This window comes from Gottfriedia acidiceleris (assembly GCF_023115465.1).
GTDB lineage: Bacteria > Bacillota > Bacilli > Bacillales > Bacillaceae_G > Gottfriedia > Gottfriedia acidiceleris_B.
Genome location: NZ_CP096034.1, coordinates 2,933,983 through 2,952,473 on the forward strand (window position 1 = coordinate 2,933,983; position 18,491 = coordinate 2,952,473).

Annotated in this window: 12 protein-coding genes and 1 riboswitch; of the genes, 1 reads left to right on the forward strand and 11 read right to left on the reverse strand. The window is 33.4% G+C overall.

The genetic code is table 11. The features are described 5' to 3' along the window. Positions 1–158 precede the first annotated feature (158 nt). Complete coding sequence (locus MY490_RS13970) at positions 159–977, forward strand: YitT family protein (protein ID WP_248266270.1); 819 nt, start codon at positions 159–161, stop codon at positions 975–977. A gap of 155 nt (positions 978–1,132) precedes the next feature. Here MY490_RS13970 and abc-f read toward each other — a convergent pair whose 3' ends face one another. From abc-f to MY490_RS14025, 11 genes are all read right to left on the reverse strand, one after another. Beyond that, positions 1,133–2,965: a ribosomal protection-like ABC-F family protein gene (gene abc-f / locus MY490_RS13975; protein WP_248266271.1), complete on the reverse strand. Its 1,833-nt coding sequence runs from the start codon at positions 2,963–2,965 to the stop codon at positions 1,133–1,135. A gap of 418 nt (positions 2,966–3,383) precedes the next feature. Next, positions 3,384–3,878 (reverse strand): acyl-CoA thioesterase, encoded by a 495-nt coding sequence (locus MY490_RS13980; RefSeq protein ID WP_248266272.1) that lies wholly within the window; start codon positions 3,876–3,878, stop codon positions 3,384–3,386. A gap of 16 nt (positions 3,879–3,894) precedes the next feature. Beyond that, positions 3,895–6,183 carry a 5-methyltetrahydropteroyltriglutamate--homocysteine S-methyltransferase gene (gene metE, locus MY490_RS13985; protein WP_248266273.1) on the reverse strand — a complete coding sequence of 763 codons (2,289 nt, stop codon included), beginning with the start codon at positions 6,181–6,183 and terminating at the stop codon, positions 3,895–3,897. A gap of 147 nt (positions 6,184–6,330) precedes the next feature. Next, positions 6,331–6,529: riboswitch (cobalamin riboswitch) on the reverse strand. A gap of 269 nt (positions 6,530–6,798) precedes the next feature. Continuing rightward, entirely contained in the window at positions 6,799–8,187 is a 1,389-nt protein-coding gene (locus MY490_RS13990; RefSeq protein WP_248266274.1) for an amino acid permease, read from the reverse strand. Between the two features lie 127 nt (positions 8,188–8,314). Next, positions 8,315–9,670, reverse strand: a complete 1,356-nt coding sequence (gene brnQ / locus MY490_RS13995) for a branched-chain amino acid transport system II carrier protein (protein ID WP_248266275.1) — start codon at positions 9,668–9,670, stop codon at positions 8,315–8,317. Positions 9,671–9,944: 274 nt separating this feature from the next. Continuing rightward, on the reverse strand, positions 9,945–11,324 hold the full coding sequence (locus MY490_RS14000) for an MATE family efflux transporter (RefSeq protein ID WP_248266276.1): 1,380 nt from the start codon (positions 11,322–11,324) through the stop codon (positions 9,945–9,947). Between the two features lie 121 nt (positions 11,325–11,445). Continuing rightward, positions 11,446–11,865, reverse strand: coding sequence for a MarR family winged helix-turn-helix transcriptional regulator (locus MY490_RS14005; protein WP_248266277.1), 420 nt, complete (start codon positions 11,863–11,865; stop codon positions 11,446–11,448). Positions 11,866–12,406: 541 nt separating this feature from the next. Next, positions 12,407–13,753 carry a GntP family permease gene (locus MY490_RS14010; RefSeq protein ID WP_248266278.1) on the reverse strand — a complete coding sequence of 449 codons (1,347 nt, stop codon included), beginning with the start codon at positions 13,751–13,753 and terminating at the stop codon, positions 12,407–12,409. 22 nt (positions 13,754–13,775) lie between these two features. Beyond that, positions 13,776–15,320, reverse strand: a complete 1,545-nt coding sequence (gntK, locus tag MY490_RS14015; RefSeq protein WP_248266279.1) for a gluconokinase — start codon at positions 15,318–15,320, stop codon at positions 13,776–13,778. Continuing rightward, on the reverse strand, positions 15,320–16,045 hold the full coding sequence (locus MY490_RS14020; RefSeq protein WP_248266280.1) for a GntR family transcriptional regulator: 726 nt from the start codon (positions 16,043–16,045) through the stop codon (positions 15,320–15,322). Before MY490_RS14020 ends, gntK begins: the two co-directional genes overlap by 1 nt. A gap of 494 nt (positions 16,046–16,539) precedes the next feature. Then, a complete protein-coding gene (locus tag MY490_RS14025) occupies positions 16,540–18,207 on the reverse strand; it encodes a S53 family peptidase (RefSeq protein ID WP_248266281.1) in 1,668 nt (555 codons plus the stop codon). Positions 18,208–18,491 lie beyond the last annotated feature (284 nt).

Here is an 18,491-nt window from a genome sequence, read left to right on the forward strand (position 1 = left end):
CCCCCTTAATAGCTTGTCTCTTTATAAACCTATGAAAGCGTGTATCTAACTATGACTACTAATAGATTATTTGTTTAATAGGAATTTTTTGATTCAACACTCATTATTAGGTAGAATGATAGAAGTGAAAAAAATCTGTTAGAAAATGAGGGATAACTGTGCGTAAAAACTTCGTAGATATTTTATATCTCCTTGTTGGATCAGCTATCTTTGCAGTCGGTGTTAACTTCTTTGCAATACCGAATAAATTAGCTGAGGGTGGCTTTACCGGCATTACGATGATTACTTATTATCTATTTAACTGGTCACCTGATGTCGTATATTTTGTTTTAAATGCTTCCTTGTTAATAATTGGATATAACTATTTAAAGAAACAACTAATAATTTATACAGTTATTTCCATCGTAGCGATTTCATTTTTCTTACGTATTACGGACGGTTATGGCGTACCAACAAGCGAAACATTACTAGGGACTATTTTTGCGGGTGTTTTAATTGGTCTGGGCTTAGGAATTGTCTTTCGTGCAGGTGGTACAACAGGCGGTTCGACAGTTCTTGCACAAATGGTACATCAGTCCTTTGGGTGGAGTATTAGTAAATCCTTACTTTTATTTGATTTAATTGTCGTTTTAGGTGGCTATTTTGTAATCGGCTTTGAGAAAACATTATATACAGTAATTTCTATTTATATCGGTATTAAAGTTATGGATTTTATTATGGAAGGTTTAAATCCTAAAAAAGCGATTACGATTATTTCCGATCAAGCAAATGAAATTGCACAAATCGTATCAAATGAAATGAATCGAGGCGTAACAATTTATCCAGCAAAGGGCCATTTCTCTGGCCTAAGAAAAGAGTCCTTATACATTATTCTTAATAATAAAGAACTATTTGAACTAAAAAAAATAATTCACACAATTGATCCAAAAGCATTTGTCGTTATACATGATGTAAATGATGTGTTGAAAGCAGGCTAAAAGCTTTAGGTAAAGCAAAAAACAAATCGCGTTTAGTAATCAAACTTAAGCGATTTGTTTTTTTATTTTTTATTGCTTTCGCTTTTATGGTGACACATCATTTTCGACAACTACTAAGGCGTTTTAATTTTAAAGATTACACACAATGCAATAACTTATATTGTTTTTCCTTTTATATCTACACTTAACCTTTCATTTATTCCATCTAGTTCCTTTTGTAATGTAACGATTTTTAAGATTTGAGCTTTCTTTTCTTCATCCGTATCTTTTTCTTCTGCATTCATTGCAGCTATTTCTAGTTGTAATTTAATTCGTTCATTTAATAAAGTTTGCTGATCGTTTGAGATTTTCTGTCTTCCGTTCCAATCTGCAAAAGATCCTTTGAATTCATAAAGATTTCCATTTTCAATATGAATTACTCGATTTGAGACCTTTTTTAGTAAATATGGATCATGTGACACTACAACTACTGCTCCAGGATAGGCTGCTAATGCTTCTTCAATTCTTTCTCTCGTGTGAATATCTAAATAGTTTGTTGGCTCATCAAGCACTAGTAGATTAGCATCAGAAAAGTATAACTTTACGAAAGCAACTCGACATTTCTCACCCATGCTTAATTGAGCAATATTCTTGTAAACATCCTCTCTTCTAAAAAGGAAACAGGCTAAAATTGTTCTGGCTTCTGTTTCAGTCATATTTGGAAGTGATAAAATTTCATTTAAAATTGTTGAATCCTCATTTAACGCTTCAAGCTCCTGCATAAAGTAACCTATTTTTAATTGAGGGTTATGTCGTACAGATCCATTATTAGGAGTCATTAACCCTGTTAATAATTTTAAAAATGTAGATTTACCAGAGCCATTTTTTCCGATTACAGCTAATCGATCTTCTCGATTTAGAATAAAATCAACTTGGTTAAATAATGATTTTTCATCATATGAAAAATCAACTTTTTCAAATGTAATCATTTGTTTAGCTGAAAATGAATCATTTTCAAAGCTTGCTGAAATTGTTTTAGCTTCTTTTGGTTTTTCTACTTTTCTTTTCTCTAAACGTTCTAAATCCTTTTCTTTTGATTTAAACCTTAATGCGTTTTTTGCCGCTTGTTTCTTCGCAAAAGGATCACGTTCACTGGCTGCATTATGCGAGCTTGTAAACCATTGTTTATATTGATTAATTGTTTCAATAAGTTTTTTCTTTTCTGCTTCTTGTTTTTCATATTGTGCTTGTTGAGTTTTTCGCTCATGTTCTTTTTGTATTTTGTATGTTGAATAGCCACCACTATACTTAAATGTACCACTTTCGGTTAATTCAACTGTAACAGTCGCAACATCATCAATGAATTGTCGTTCATGAGAAATAAAAAGTACACTACCTTTAAAGTTTTGTAACCATTCCGTTAACCATTGGATTGACTCAGTGTCTAAATGATTTGTTGGTTCATCCAAAATTAACAGTTTTGGTTCCTTCATCATAATTTTTGCTAATTTGACTTTTGTTTTTTGTCCACCACTTAATTGACTGAATGGAATATTCCATAACTCCTGCGGTAATTGAAATTTCTTTAAAACTTGATCTATTTTCGTTTCCCAATCATAGCCATCTAATTCTAAATAGTTACTTAAACTCTCGTTATATTTAGCAAGATTTTCTTCATTAGACAAATCAAGTAAATACATTTCTAAATTCTTTTTGATGAAATATCGCTTTTGATCAAACGATTCGATCACTTCCCTTGTTGACAGGTTCTCCTGATTCTCTTCATCTGTTAAAAGCCATCCAATTTCATCTTTTGAATAGTGAATTTGTAACATTCCTTTTTTCAATGAAATATTACCTATAAGGGCATTAATAAATGTTGACTTTCCAACTCCATTTTCACCAATTAAAGCAACCCTTTCACCTTCTTTTATATCTAAGTTTCCATTTTTAAAAATTGTTTTTCCGTTTAATTCGATCTCTATATTCGATGCTTTTATAATAAACATATACTTCACTCCATCCGATTTAAAATTACTCTGATTAAAAATACAATCTGTTTTCGAAAGTATTTTTTAATGAGAGAACATAAAAAACACACAAGCAGTATCTGCCTGTGTGTAAATTGGATGTGATTTAATAAGCCGTGTATATATAAAAATATATAACGTTAGAATATATTTCAAATGAAATATATTAGTAAATAAACCATGCATTTAAGACAATGGATTAATTTAATATTAGTATAGGCTCATAAATAGACATAGTTATCCAATTTCTCTGATTTCAGGCAGAGTACTTTTTTGCTATAAAATTCGTTAGCTTAAAAAGTTATCGGATATTGTACATAGTGTCTAAATTTGATGCCTCCTTAAAAATATTAATTTAATCTTAGCTTACTTTTAGTATGATTTCAATGCTTTCTTTTTATTCTTTCCAAATTAATGCGAATTCCTTACTCAGTTTCTTTCTTAATTGGCGACTTTCTAATCGTTTAAATGCTAATTGCTGTAATTTAATTTCTTCCTCTGTTTCTGGTATTACCTCTACTACTTTATGTGGTTTTCCATCTTTAAGTGCAACAAATGTTACAAAACATGTTGCAGCAACTCTTTTTTCACCTGAAAGTAGGTCTTCGGCAGTAGCTCGAACAAATACTTCCATTGAGCTTGAGCCTGTTAAGATCACGAACGATTCATAATATATGCAGTCACTTTCACGAACTGGACATAAAAATTCTACTGAATCCATCGATGCGGTTACACATTCCATTCTTGAATGCTTTGTAGCTGAAATGGAGGCAATTAAGTCCATTGCGGCAAGCATTCTTCCTCCGAATAATGTACCATGGTTATTTAAATCAGTTGGAAATATTCTACTACTATCAAATACTCTGGATTCTTTTACATATCTACCATTCATCGATTTCACCCTATCATTAAATAATTGAATAATATTTTTCTCGGACTTTTTTCGCAGATTTTACCATATTTGATAAAGCATCTATTACCTCAGATTCATTACGCGTCTTTAATCCACAGTCTGGATTAACCCAAAATCTATTTGCATCACAAACTTTTAAAGAACTAATAATATTTTCTTCCATTTCCTCAACCGACGGTACCCTTGGGCTATGAATATCATACACGCCTAATCCAATACCAAATGGATAAGGGGACTCAGCTAAATAAGTAGAAAATTCTTGATGACTTCTTGCATGTTCAATTGAAATAACATCAGCATCTAAATCAATAATTGTGTCCATAATATCGCTAAAATTGCTATAACACATATGAGTATGTATTTGCGTTTCATTTCGGACGCTTGAGGTAGCTAAACGAAATGCTCTCGTTACCCAATGTAAATATTGATCCCAATCTTTTTGCTTCAAAGGTAAACCTTCTCGAATTGCAGGTTCATCAACTTGAATAATTGAAATGCCAGCAGCTTCGAGTGCTTTTACTTCTTTACGTAAAGCTAATGCAATTTCATTTGCTATTTCTTCTCTTGTACGATCCTCACGAACAAATGACCAATTTAATATTGTAACTGGACCTGTTAACATCCCTTTGACTGGTTTAGCTGTTAAGCTTTGTGCATACTCAGTTTCATTTACAGTAATTGGCTTTGTAAATTCCACTTTACTAAAAATAATTGGCGGTTTAACACAGCGCGATCCATAAGATTGAACCCATGCTTTTTTCGTAAATGCAAAACCCTCTAGTTTCTCACCAAAATATTCAACCATATCCGTACGCTCATACTCACCATGTACTAATACATCCATATCAATATTTTCTTGAATTTCAATCCATTCTTTAATTTTCAATTTAATTTGATTCATATATTCTGAATCATCTATTGTACTTTTGCGCCATTGCTGTCTTAATTGTTTAATTTCCTTCGTTTGAGGGAAGCTTCCAATTGTAGTCGTTGGTAAAATCGGTAAATTCATTACTTTATTTTGTAATGGATATCTTAAATGGAATGGTACTGGTCTTCTAAAATCATCTTCATTAATGGATTCCAATTCATTCTGAGTTGAATGATTTTTTCTGCTAAGTTGTTTTAAATTTACTAAACAATTACTTGCATATTTAACTTCATTATCAAACATGCTCGCTTTGTTTATTACTAAACTTTTTAGTATCACTAACTCTTCTAATTTTTCATCGGCAAACGATAATGCCTCGAACAATGTTTCATTTAATAAATTCTCTTCAACTTTTGTAACTGGTACGTGAAGCAAACTACAAGACGGTTGAATCCACCAATCCTTTGGACTTATTTCTTGTTTAAGAGAATTTAAAAATTCAATCGAATCATTTAAATCATTTCTCCAAATATTACGTCCATTAAGTATTCCTACGCCTAGTACTTTGTCATCTGGAAATCCGTACTCAAGGATCGACTGTAAATTCCCATCTTTACCGTGAACAAAATCAAGACCAATGCCTTCTACTGGGAACGAAATTAGTTCTTTATATTGTTCAACTGCTTCAAAGTAGGTTTGAAGCATAATTGATAATGTAGGTACAGCTTTTGCGATTTGATCATAAACTTTTTTCAAAAATCGAATATCTTCGCTTGATTCTTCTAACACAAAACATGGTTCATCAATTTGTACCCACTCAACACCTTCATTCTCTAGCTCTTTAAGCATTTGTATATAAAGGTTTACTAGATTATTTATTATGTTTCGTTTTTCTTCTTCCTGGTAACCTTTTGCTAACTGTACAAATGAATAGATTCCTAGAATGACAGGTTTCGTTTTTATACCAAGCTCAATTAATGCCTCTTTGTATGCTTCTAGTGGCTTATTAAATAATAATCTAGATTGCATTTCTTTTTGATATTCAGGGACGATATAGTGATAGTTTGTATTAAACCATTTCGTCATTTCACAAGCTACAATGTTCTTACTTCCTCTTGCTAATGCAAAATAAGTATCTAGACTTGGTCTTTGATTTATTACACCAAATCGACTAGGAATCCAGCCAAACATAGTAGCAAAATCTAACACATGATCATAAAACGTAAAATCATTTACGGGGACTAGCTCTACACCTAAATCGTGCTGTTTCTTTATTGAGCATAATCTCAGTGATTTCATTTCTTTTTCAAATTCTTCTTGATTAATTTTATTTTGCCAAAAGCTTTCTAACGTTTTTTTCCATTCACGATTTTCACCAATTCTCGGATATCCTAGATTACTTATGTGTACCAATTTGTCCCTCTCCTTTTAACTAAAATAAAAAAGCATTTTTATCTCATAAGAGACAAAAATGCCTTTAAGTTGGAAAACATAAATCATTAGAATACGTTAACTTAAGCTTTCTTTCCATAAGGCACCTCCCTATCTCTCGTAGGTCAAACAGCGTCGTTAGAATAGGCAGGTCTCCTGACTTAAGAATCTTTGTAAATAAAAGCCTTCCCTATTTAAATAAGTGGCATCTTCTTATTTACTCCTCTATTACAGTGGCGGGACCGTGTTGGAATTAAACCAAACTTCCCTTTTAAGTAAATGATTTCAAACTTCGAACTTCATTTACACCTATTCCCTACTATTTAGTTTTCATCATTTTGTCATAAAATACAAAAATAGTCAAAATATTTATTTTTTATTTTCCGTACTATTTTAAAAAAAATTTTATTTTGGGTTAAATAAATAATGTCGATTTAGTTATTCAGGTAATTTAAAAAATGCGTTCGTATAATAATCTCATCCAGTTTCATTACTGTTTGATCTAATTATACGAACGCATTGATTGTTTATAAAATTTATATTTTTATTGAATAGCTATATTCATAGGAACATCTTACCATCAAACTAAGTGATGCATTAGTTAGCTATTTCTTCATCTGCTTTTGTATCTATTGGTACACGTTTTCCGATCCCGAAAGCATAGAAACAAATGACAAGTATTGCCAAGAAAATTATCCCTACAATAAGTGAGATACGTGTGTCATCATTAAACCACATACCAATTAATACCAATACTAAATAGGCTAATGTTAAGTAGTTAGTAAATGGTGCAAAAGGCATTTTAAAAGGATGATTTTTAATTTCATCTCCCTTTACTTTTCTGAAACGAATATGACTAATTAAAATGACAAACCACGGGATCATCCCAGGAAGTACGCTTGCACTGTATACATACACGAATAAGTTTTTTGGTGCAATAAAATTTAAAATAACACCAATTATTAAGCCTATTAATACACCGATTGTACCGAATAAAGGCACTCCGTTATTTGAGACTTTTGTAAAATATTTTGGTGCTTGTCCATTTATACCTAATGTATAAAGCATGCGTCCAGCACTATAAATACCACTGTTACAACCAGACATTGCAGCAGTAATTACTACAAAGTTAATAATTCCAGCTGCAGCTGTAATACCAAATTTTGCAAAAGTTACAACAAACGGGCTACCAATTGAATTTAGTTGATCCCAAGGGAAAACTGTTACAATTACAAAAATAGCACCAATATAGAAAATTAAAATACGCCAAATAAGACTTTGAATCGCATCTTTTAATGTTTTTTTCGGATTTTCTGCTTCTCCAGCTGTAATACCAATTAATTCAACGCCTTGATAAGCTCCAACTACTAGTGAAAGAGCAAAGAAGAAGCCTGACCAACCTCCTGTAAAGAAACCACCATTTTTCCAAAGATTAGATAGTCCAATCGCATGTCCTCCGTTTCCAAGACCGAAGAAAATAAGACCAAACCCAGCAACAATCATCAATAAAATCGTAACAACTTTAATCATTGCGAACCAAAATTCAAATTCACCAAATGATTTAACAGAAATTAAATTTGCTGCACCAAGAATCACAATTGCAATAATTCCTGGTATCCAAGCAGGTAGATCTGGAAACCAGTACTTCATATATGCCCCAACTGCTATAATTTCTGACATTCCAACAATTACCCACTGGAACCAGTTACTCCAAGCTGTCATATACCCTGCTAAAGGGTGTATATATTTATGGCCAAATGTCGCAAATGAACCTGTACTTGGCTCAACGTATAACATTTCCCCCATTGCACGCATAATGAAGAAGATAAAAATCCCCGAAATTGCATAAGCAAGCATTACTGATGGGCCTGTCCAATGAATTGTACTCGTCGAACCCATAAATAAACCTACACCGATTGTACCGCCTAATGCAATCATCTGAATATGGCGCGCTTTCAATCCTTTTTTCAATTCCTTATGTGCCATACTATTTCCTCCCCTTTCTGATGAAACAAGTGTCACTTTTTGAATCAATCTTAAAAACTTCTCCCCTAAAACCAGTACTAACTTATTAAGAAAATTTACAGTTAAAAGCTTTTTTAATTTCCTAAAATTAACTTATCTTTCGAATTGAACTAGGAATATCTTTCTTATTTTTCTTACGTAAAATACTAATAAAATAACCAATAAAACCACCAATAATAGCTGGAAATATCCAACCTAAACCTAAACTATACAACGGTAGGTACTTAGTGAAGAAATGATGAATTACTTCAATTTGTATTCCAGCTGAGTTTAATCCATCAAATAGACTCACAATAAAAGTTAAGATCAAACTGCCTTGATACACTTCTGACCTACCTTTAAAGGTATAGTGTAAGAATGTTAAGAAAATTAAGGATATAGCGATAGGATATAGTGTCATTAATACAGGAATTGAAACTTTAATTAGCTGTGTTAAACCTATATTTGCTATAAGTGTACTAAATACAGTCATAATGATCGCAATTTTTTTGTAAGAAAGGGCTGGAAACAATTCGTGAAAAAAAGTAGAACAAGCAGTGATTAGACCTACACTCGTAGTCAAACATGCCACTGTAATCATTAAACCTAATAATATTGCCCCATAAGAACCAAAATAATAGTCTGAAACTTTCGCTAAAACTTCAGCTCCATTATCTAATCGACCAAGTTTCTCAACACTTGAAGCGCCCATATAAGAAAGAGCAGAATAGATTATTGCTAAAAGTGAAGCAGCTATTGCTGTTGACTTTCCACAAACGATCATTAGCTGTTTTTTAGAAGTAACTCCTTTTCCCTTAATTGCGTTTACAATAATAATTCCAAAAACAAAAGCTACAAGAGCATCCATTGTTAAATAGCCTTCTTGGAAACCTTTAAAAAACACATTTGTTGTGTATCCTTTAAATGGCTCTTGAAATTTCCCAATTGGATGAACAATAGCGATTACAACAAGCAATCCGATAAATGTTAATTTAATAGGAGTAAGAAATTTTCCTACGACATCAATAATCTTTGTAGGATTAAGTGATAACAAGCAGGTAACTGTGAAAAATAAGATTGTAAATATGATTAGTGCACCAGGACTTGCATCATTTGATAAAAAAGGTTTAACGCCAATTTCAAACGATACATTCCCTGATCTAGGGATAGCAAAAAAAGGACCAATTGCTAGATAAAGAACCGTAGTAAATACAATACCAAACAACGGATGTACACGTCTAGCTAAAGATTGCAAATTTTTTTCACCTGAAAAAACAAAAGCTGTAACACCTAATAATGGTAATCCAACTCCAGTAACTAAAAAGCCAGCATTGGCTATCCATATGTTTTTTCCGGCTAACTGTCCGAGTATGGGTGGAAAAATTAGATTTCCAGCTCCAAAAAACAGTGCAAATAACATAAAACCTAGAATGATTATAAAAGTATTAGGTACTCTTGGTGACATAAACAACAACTCCGATTAATAATTTGTATAAAGTTCCCAATTGGACTAATTTTCAGACCAAACAATCTTACCTCACATTTTCATCAAATTCAATAAAATAAAATTATAATAAGATATTGTTTCTTCACATTATTATATTTTGTCACAAATTTTTCAAATCTATAAAAACCATTCATCGATTCTCTTTAGATTTGTTGCTTGTTTAATTAAATATTAGTCAAAAAAGCACCCCAGTTGATAAACTTGTGTGCTTTTAGATTCTAGTCCTATTTCCCTATTTTTTATGATCAATTGTTATATCTGGCATTTTCTTAAGTTTTCTTAAGTAAGGTATCATTAGAATAGCCCCCATAAAGAACGTGATCCCCTCAGTAAGTGTTAAAGACCAAATTATGCCATTTAATCCATAAAAATGATGCAAGATGATAACAACTGGAATGAAAAGAATACCTTGTGTAATTGACATTATTCCTGTCGCAAGACCTTCCCCAGACGCTTGGAAGATACTAGTGAATAAACCTGTGAATCCATTAAAAACAGATGATATAAGTTGCGCTATTAAGATTAATGCTCCAATACTTAGCACAGCTGAATCGTTTGTAAAGAAACCGAGTACTTGAATTTTAAAAAGATATACGATACCACCAAATACAATTGAGATCCCACCAATCCATAATGTTAACTCTTTTAATGTTTCATATAGACGCAGTTTATTTTTTCCACCATAGTTATAAGCAATTAAAGAAATAGCCCCTATAAATAAACCCATCGTAATAAACTCTGGGAGTTGTGCAATCCTTACTGCAATTCCAAAGCTTGCTACAACATGCTCGCCGTATTCAATGGCATAGTTGTTTAATAGTAAAGTTGTAACAATCATAAATGACATTTTAAATAACTCTGGAACACCGACTTTATAGATTTCTAATTGATCGGTCATTGATACTTTCCAATGCTTTAAGAAACCTCTTAATGTTTCACTTTTTCTTTCTAAAAACCAAATGTAATATATGCTTGCCGCAATATTTGCTAAAACCATTGAAAGGGCAGCACCCATTACATGAAGGTTTAAAACTAAAATGAATAACACATCAAAAATGATACTAAAAATAACACTAATGAACATGCCATACATTGATTCTTTTGCTGCACCTTCAGAACGCACAATTTGTTCTAATGCAAAATTCAAAATAAAGGCAAAGCCACCAATAAAAAGCGTGGTTGTATATTGTTTTGTATAAAGCAATGTTGTAGCGTCCGCTCCCAACAAATGTACAATTGGATTAACAAATAGTAAGGCAATTACTGCAATAATTAATCCACATATAAGGCTCATATAAAAAGCATATCCAGCTACTGACTTCCCTTTCTGAAGATTCCCTTCACCTAAGAGACGAGTAACAAAAGTTCCTGCACCAACCCCAAATACATTCCCAATCGCCATTAGTACTGTAAAGATCGGTAAGCCTAATGTAATGGCGCTTAACATCGCTGTATCATGAACTAAACCGATAAAAAATACGTTTATTAAGTTATAAATTGTACCAGCAGAAATCCCGATCATCATTGGAATACATAAACGAGCTAACGATTTACGTATCGGTGCATCTTTTAAATAATAAATATTAGATTGATCTACTTCAAATTCTTCCATTATATTCCATCCTCCCGAAACTTATCTTTTTTATTTTATTTTGGTTTAAGATTAAATAGTTAGAGTTCTAACATTTAGGATTCTAATCATTTATCGATACGACCGTAATGGCCGTAGTCACTCAAAGGTTTGAATCAATTTTTTTCAATAGGCGTAAAAATTCATTTTTTTCTTCTTCAGTCAATGACTCTGTTAATCGTGATTCCATTGCCAAAAACATTTCATCAATCTGATTAACGATTTCTTTCCCTTTATCTAAAACAAAAATTTGCTTCTGCCGTTCGTTATCAGCTTGAATTTTTCTACCGATATATCCATTCTTTTCAAGTCCTTGAAGCATGCTGGTTATACTTGCACCTCTTCGATTAAATGCATCTGCTAAATCCTTTTGAATTAAACCTCGATCCTGATGCTCAGCAATATAACTGATCATCCTACCTTGTTGTGGATTTACATCAAGTTCTTTCGTATGATTTGACAATTGATCCCGTACCTTATGCATAATGGTACTAAGAAGTCTCGTATAAGGTGTATCAATCAAATCGTTCACCTCCGAATAATTAGAATTCTAACTGTCTGAAACCAATATAACTTGGTAGGAGTTCTATGTCAATTAAAAAGATCGAATTCTAACAATTAGATTTTTAACTTTTAGGGATTTGTGAAACTTCAAATTGAATCGTTTTTTAACCCAAAAAAAGATTTATTATGTCATTTGTCCTGTATTTTTACAAGTCTAAAATCATTAACAAAAGAAAGAACAACTACTATTTATCTCTTTAAATATAGGTCTGTTTAACCAAAGCAATATTATGAACTAAGTTGCAAACCTACCATCTAGTAGAACTATATTTCTCAATTAGTAAAGGGTATCATTACCCAATCGATTACCACGTTGAAATTGTCACGTCCTTTCTTGAATGTAAATTGGTTCTCAAAGACTAAAACGATAAAAAAATAAAAGAGCAGTATGCCACTACTATAATACGTAAAAGTTTCTAAGTATTATAATGCGGATACTGCCCTAATAATTAATTAACCTAAAGTAGGAGAAAAGTAAAACATTCTGCTGGTTATTTCCATTATACGAATAAACTTAGTAAAAGAATAAAGATCAATCCGCAAACAGAAATAATTGTTTCTAGTAATGTCCAAGTTAAGAAAGTTTCTTTCATACTTAACCCAAAATATTCTTTAAACATCCAGAAGCCTGCGTCATTAACGTGTGAAGCGATTAAACTCCCTGCTCCAGTTGCTAGAACGACTAAAGCTAAGTTAGCATCAGAATGACCTAACATTGGAATAACTAAACCAGAAGTGGTCAAAGCTGCAACAGTAGCAGAACCTAAGGAAATTCGTAGGATTGCTGCAATAATCCAAGCAAGTAAAATCGGTGACATTGAAGTTCCTTTGAATAATTCGGCTACGTAATCACCAACACCTCCATCGATTAACACTTGTTTGAAGGCGCCGCCACCTCCGATGATTAATAGCATCATCCCAATATGTGTAATTGCAGTTGTACAAGAGTTCATAACTTCTTTAATTGGTATTTTTCTAGCTAATCCCATTGTATAAATTGCCACTAATAATGAAATAACCATTGCAGTACCAGCATTACCGATAAAGCGAATCCCTACTAGTAAACTATTATCATCAAAACCAATTGTTTTTTGCAGTAAATTAACAATTGTTGCAAATGACATTAAAATCACAGGAAGTAAAGCTGTAAAAACACTGATTCCAAAACCAGGAGTTTCTTCAAGTTTAAATGTTTTTTGTTCACCTAAAGATGCAATATTACCCGTTTTAGTGAAGGATGCTGGTACTAGCTTTTTAGCAAGCTTTGTAAATAAAGGACCTGCGATAAAAACAGTTGGTAAAGCAATAATAAAACCGTAAAGTAATACTTCACCAATATTTGCATGATATTCACCAGCGATTACAGTTGGACCTGGATGTGGCGGTAAGAAACCATGTGTAACAGATAAAGCAGCCGCCATTGGAATACCTAAATATAAAATAGAAACTTTTAATTGTTTTGATATGGCAAATACTATCGGAATCAATAATACTAATCCTACTTCGAAGAATAGAGCAACACCGATAATGAATGAAGCAGCAACAACTGCCCATTGAATGTTCTTTTCACCGAATTTGTTAACAAGCGTCATCGCAATACGTTGTGCACCACCAGAATCTGCGATTAACTTACCAAGCATTGCACCAAGTCCGAAGATTAATGCTAAATGACCAAGTGTTCCGCCTAAGCCAGCTTCAATGGTTGTACCAATATTGTCTGGTTTCATTCCAAGAGCTAAAGCAACTCCAAATGAAACAATAATTAGTGAAAGGAAAGTATTTAATTTTAACTTCATAATTAAAACAAGTAATGCGATTATTCCGATTGCAACTATAACTAGTGGCATGGAAATCCCCCCCAAAAAATCTCTATTTATTTTTATTAATTAATCCTCTTTGATAATTAGCAATCCGTTTATAATCTTTTTCTAACACTCTCGATAAGCTAATAAAGATTGGCAATAATTCTCGATATTCTCTTACAGCCTCTTCATTAGGAGTATGTTTGTGAGTATTACCGACCATTTCAGATACTACTTCAAAGGATTCTATTTTTCCTGTTGCATAAAGACCTAAAATACAAGCACCAAGACATGAACTTTCATAGCTTTCTGGTACGACTACATCTAAATCAAAAATATCAGACATCATCTGACGCCATACATTCGATCTTGCAAACCCACCAGTTGCTTGGATTTTAGATACTGGTCCATCCATACATTCAATTAAAGCTAAAAATACTGTGTAAAGATTGTATATAACACCTTCAAGTGCAGAGCGAATCATATGCTCCTTCTTATGTGCCATCGTTAAGCCGAAAAATGATCCTCGAACATCAGGGTTCCATAATGGTGCACGTTCACCCGCTAAATAAGGATGGAATAACAAGCCATCTGCCCCAGGTTTTACTCCTTCAGCAATTTTTGTTAATACTTCATATGGATCAATCCCTAATCTTTTTGCAGTTTCGACTTCTGAAGCCGCAAATTCATCACGTATCCAGCGAAAAATCATACCGCCATTGTTCACTGGCCCACCAATGACCCAATGTTTTTCCGTTAATGCGTAGCAAAAGATTCGTCCTTTTTCGTCAGTTTGTGGTTTGTCAATAATCGTTCGAATTGCCCCACTTGTCCCTATTGTGACTGCAATTTCTCCTTTTCGAATCGCATTCACACCTAGATTGGAAAGTACGCCATCACTTGCACCAATTACAAATGGAGTTTGAGGATCAATTCCCATTTGTCTAGCTAAATCAGGGTTACAATTTGTAAAAATCTCAGTAGTAGGTACTAGTCTAGATAGTTGTTCTGCTGAAATCCCTGCAATTTGTAAAGCTTCCTCATCCCAATCTAATGTTTTAAGATTCATCATACCCATGGCTGAAGCAATCGAATGATCTACAACATATTGGTCAAAGAATTTTTTAAATACATATTCTTTTATCCCAATATATTTATTCGCTTTTTTTGCGATTTCTGGTCGTTCATTTACAATCCATGTAATCTTGCTTAAAGGTGACATTGGATGAATAGGAGTTCCTGTTCGTTTGTATATTTCGTGACCATTTAATTCATCTTTAATTTTATGAGTCCAAGTCTCACTTCGATTATCTGCCCATGTAATACAAGGCGTTAAAGGTTGATCATTTTCATCCATAGCAATTAGACTATGCATTGCACTACTAAAAGAAATAAATACTATCTCTTTTTGAGAATGTTGTTTCATAATTTTAGAAATTGCTTGTACTAAAGCTGTAAAGATCTCTTCTGGGTCTTGTTCAGCTGTTGAAATATCAGGTGTATAGAGTGGGTATCCGATATTCTCTTGCTGGATGACTTCACCTGTTTCAGTAAATAAAACAGCTTTTGTGCTTGTGGTCCCGATGTCTAACCCTAACATATAGTTTGTCATTATTCCTGTTCTACTCCTTTTGAAAACATTTGTTGAGATCTCCATAGATCTTCTACTTTTCCTTGAACATCATCAAAGTTTTGATGTAAGGATTGAATCATAAGGTCTCTATTCTTCGTACCAATTGCATCAATATATAATTGATGATTTTCGACTATTCGTTGAAAGTCTTCGTAATTTTCTTTAAACCGTACTCGCATTGATAAAAGTATAAACGCTTCCATAACTGGTTTTGCATTATTCCAGATCATCAAAATATAAGAATGATCAATCGCTCGAATAATCGTTTCATGGAATAATACATCTTGAAATGAAAACTCATCGGCATCTTGATATTTAATGGCAATTTTCATCATTTCAAGAATTTTACTCAGTTCCATAACCAATTCTTTTGTGTCTAATTTTACCAACCGTTCAAATACAAAAGTTTCGATTAGTAATCGCACATCATATATTTCTTCTATCTCTTTTTCAGTTAATCCAATAACAACTGCACCCATTCTTTCTAAACGAATTAAATTTTCAGATGCTAAAGTTTTTAATGCCTCTCTAATTGGAGAACGACTTACATTAAAATCGGTAGCCAATTTATTTTCTGACAACTTGGTACCGCTTTCAATTAGACCAGAAATTATCTGCATCCTTAATTCATATGTTACACGATCACCAGCTGAAACTTTTGATAGCCATTTTTCCGGATAAAGATTCTTCTTTAATTCTGTCATAAGTTCACCTTCATTCCCATACGAGTATACTTGTATACAAGTATTATAAAACAAAATTAAATAAATGCAAGCGCTTTTATTCAACTTGCTCCACTATGTAGTAGATTTTGAATATCATGAACAATTTATTACTACAAGTTTATTTAATACGACGCACTCGCCAGTTAAGAATTCCCTAGTAATTATTTGTGACTATCCACCGTTTAGGAATCCTATAACATCAATAGATTAGGGCATTAGAAATACCTTTGTAGTGCCTTTTAGAAATAAAAAAAGAACATGAAGAATAAAATCATTATGTTCTTTTTTATAAAATGATCTAGTTACCATTATTCCCACATATTTCCACATGGATTGAGGTATTATTGAAAAACTTTTTTATATGATTATTTCACCCTCTAAAGGATTAGACGTGAATTTAAGATTGACTCTTATTTTCTATCTAAAAACAAAAATGACAGCCTCCAATATTTGGAGACTGCCGATATACTACTTTAAAACCCATTTATATCGCGAATTAAATTATATGCATCTGGTGTCCCAATACCTGAAGCCATATCATAGCCAGATGTAGCCGGATAATACAAGTTTGTTCCAGACGTAATATCATGATAAGCTGCATACTTCTGAGTTGTATTAAAGACTTGATAAAGAGTTGGATTTGCTTGACCAAGGTTGCCCTTGCCATTTGCTTGTGCAAATTGATTATTGAGTGCAGCGATTCCTGCCCATAATGGTGCGGCAGCTGATGTTCCCCCGACTACATGCCAAGCACCTCCAGTATAGATTGAATATCCCGTGTTCGGGTCGGCAGCTGCCGATACATCTGGAACCTCCCTTTTACCATTCGAATAACTGTTTTGGACACCAGGACCTGACTGGAATGACGGCATAGCATAAACTTTAGATAATCCTCCACCGTCACCTGATTTGGTTGTTTTATTACTCCATACGGATTCTGAACTATATGAAGTACCGCTTATATTCAGGTGAGTTCCACCAACTCCAGTCACATAAGGGTCATTTGCGGGACTATCAACCTCTAAAGTTCTACCTCCAGAATCGTAGGCACCATTGTCTCCAGACGCAGCAAAAATACTTTGTCCTTGAGCAGCAAATTGTTGGAATATGGTATGTAAGCTATTCATCGTTGCAGTTGCTTCATGCTGCTCGCCGATCCCCCAGCTGACAGAAATTGATTTTGCCGTATTATCAGAGGCAATTTTTTGATAAGTATCAATTAAGCCTTGGGCGCTATTTGGCCCTTCGTATACAACCACTTGTGCTTTTGGCGCAATTGCATTGATTACTTCAATATCAAGTTCAACCTCAATTGCACCTTGACCGGCAGCACCACTATAACCATCAATATATACATTTGTTGGTGCAGGGCTTCCTAGGCCATAGTAGTTGTTATAAGTACTAATGTTAGTTGCTTTATATCCATCCAACTCCATGACTGCTACAGTTTGGCCAGATCCAGTATATCCGGCAGTTGACAGTGGGTTAATATCGTAAGCACCTTTTAATTCAGCCGGTGTATAACCGCCAGCTGGACCACTGCCCACTTTCGGTGTCACTCCTTTATTCAGTTGTGAGACTTGCATTGATGAGCTACTAATTTTCGAATGTGTATAATGTGGTTCATTATTGAGACCTTCAACATTTGTAATCACCCCAGAAAATTCAGCGGGAATGGAAGGAGCTTGCTCATTGGCATAATAGGTTTCGCCATTTGAATCTTTATAGTTATTTATGGTTACACCAAAAGTATCCTCCATTTGACCAATGGTGCCACTGACGGTAATAAAGGCGTTATTGGAAGAAACATTTTCTACTTTAAAGCCTTGACCTGTCAAATAGCTTTTAACATTAGCAACAGTTGTATCAGTTGGTCCATATTGATTTTTAAATTCGTCGGGAGTTAAGTATTTCTTGTAGTTGATGGAATCAGGGTTCTTTAAGCTGGCAATATAATGATCCAGTTTATCGCTGTTTCTTAGCTGAAGGGCAATAGTAATAGAAGCTTTTGAGTTGCGGTTTGTGTGACCAATGGCAGTGCCGTGATTTGCAGCGATTGGAGCTGCCTGAATAAGTTGTACATGTTTGGAAGCTGCCGCAAAAGTTGAGCCTCCTGGGAAATACATCGATAATGTTAACAAAGAAGCAACAGTCGGTACTAATAATTTTCGGTTTCTTTTTTTCATCCTTACACCTCTCCTTAGTTCCTAAATAAGGTTGTTCTTACCAAAAATCTAGAAATCAAAAGACGATTTGGGGCTGCCCGACTACCATGAAATTTAAATTTTCCAGTCATCCCTTTTGGTTATCGGCTTCGAGTTTTGTATCACATCCTTTCAAGAATATACTTTTCCATTTGTTTGAGTTTGACGTAAAAATTAGAATCTCCTGCAAAATACATTTTTTTTAATTGAATTCTAAAGAA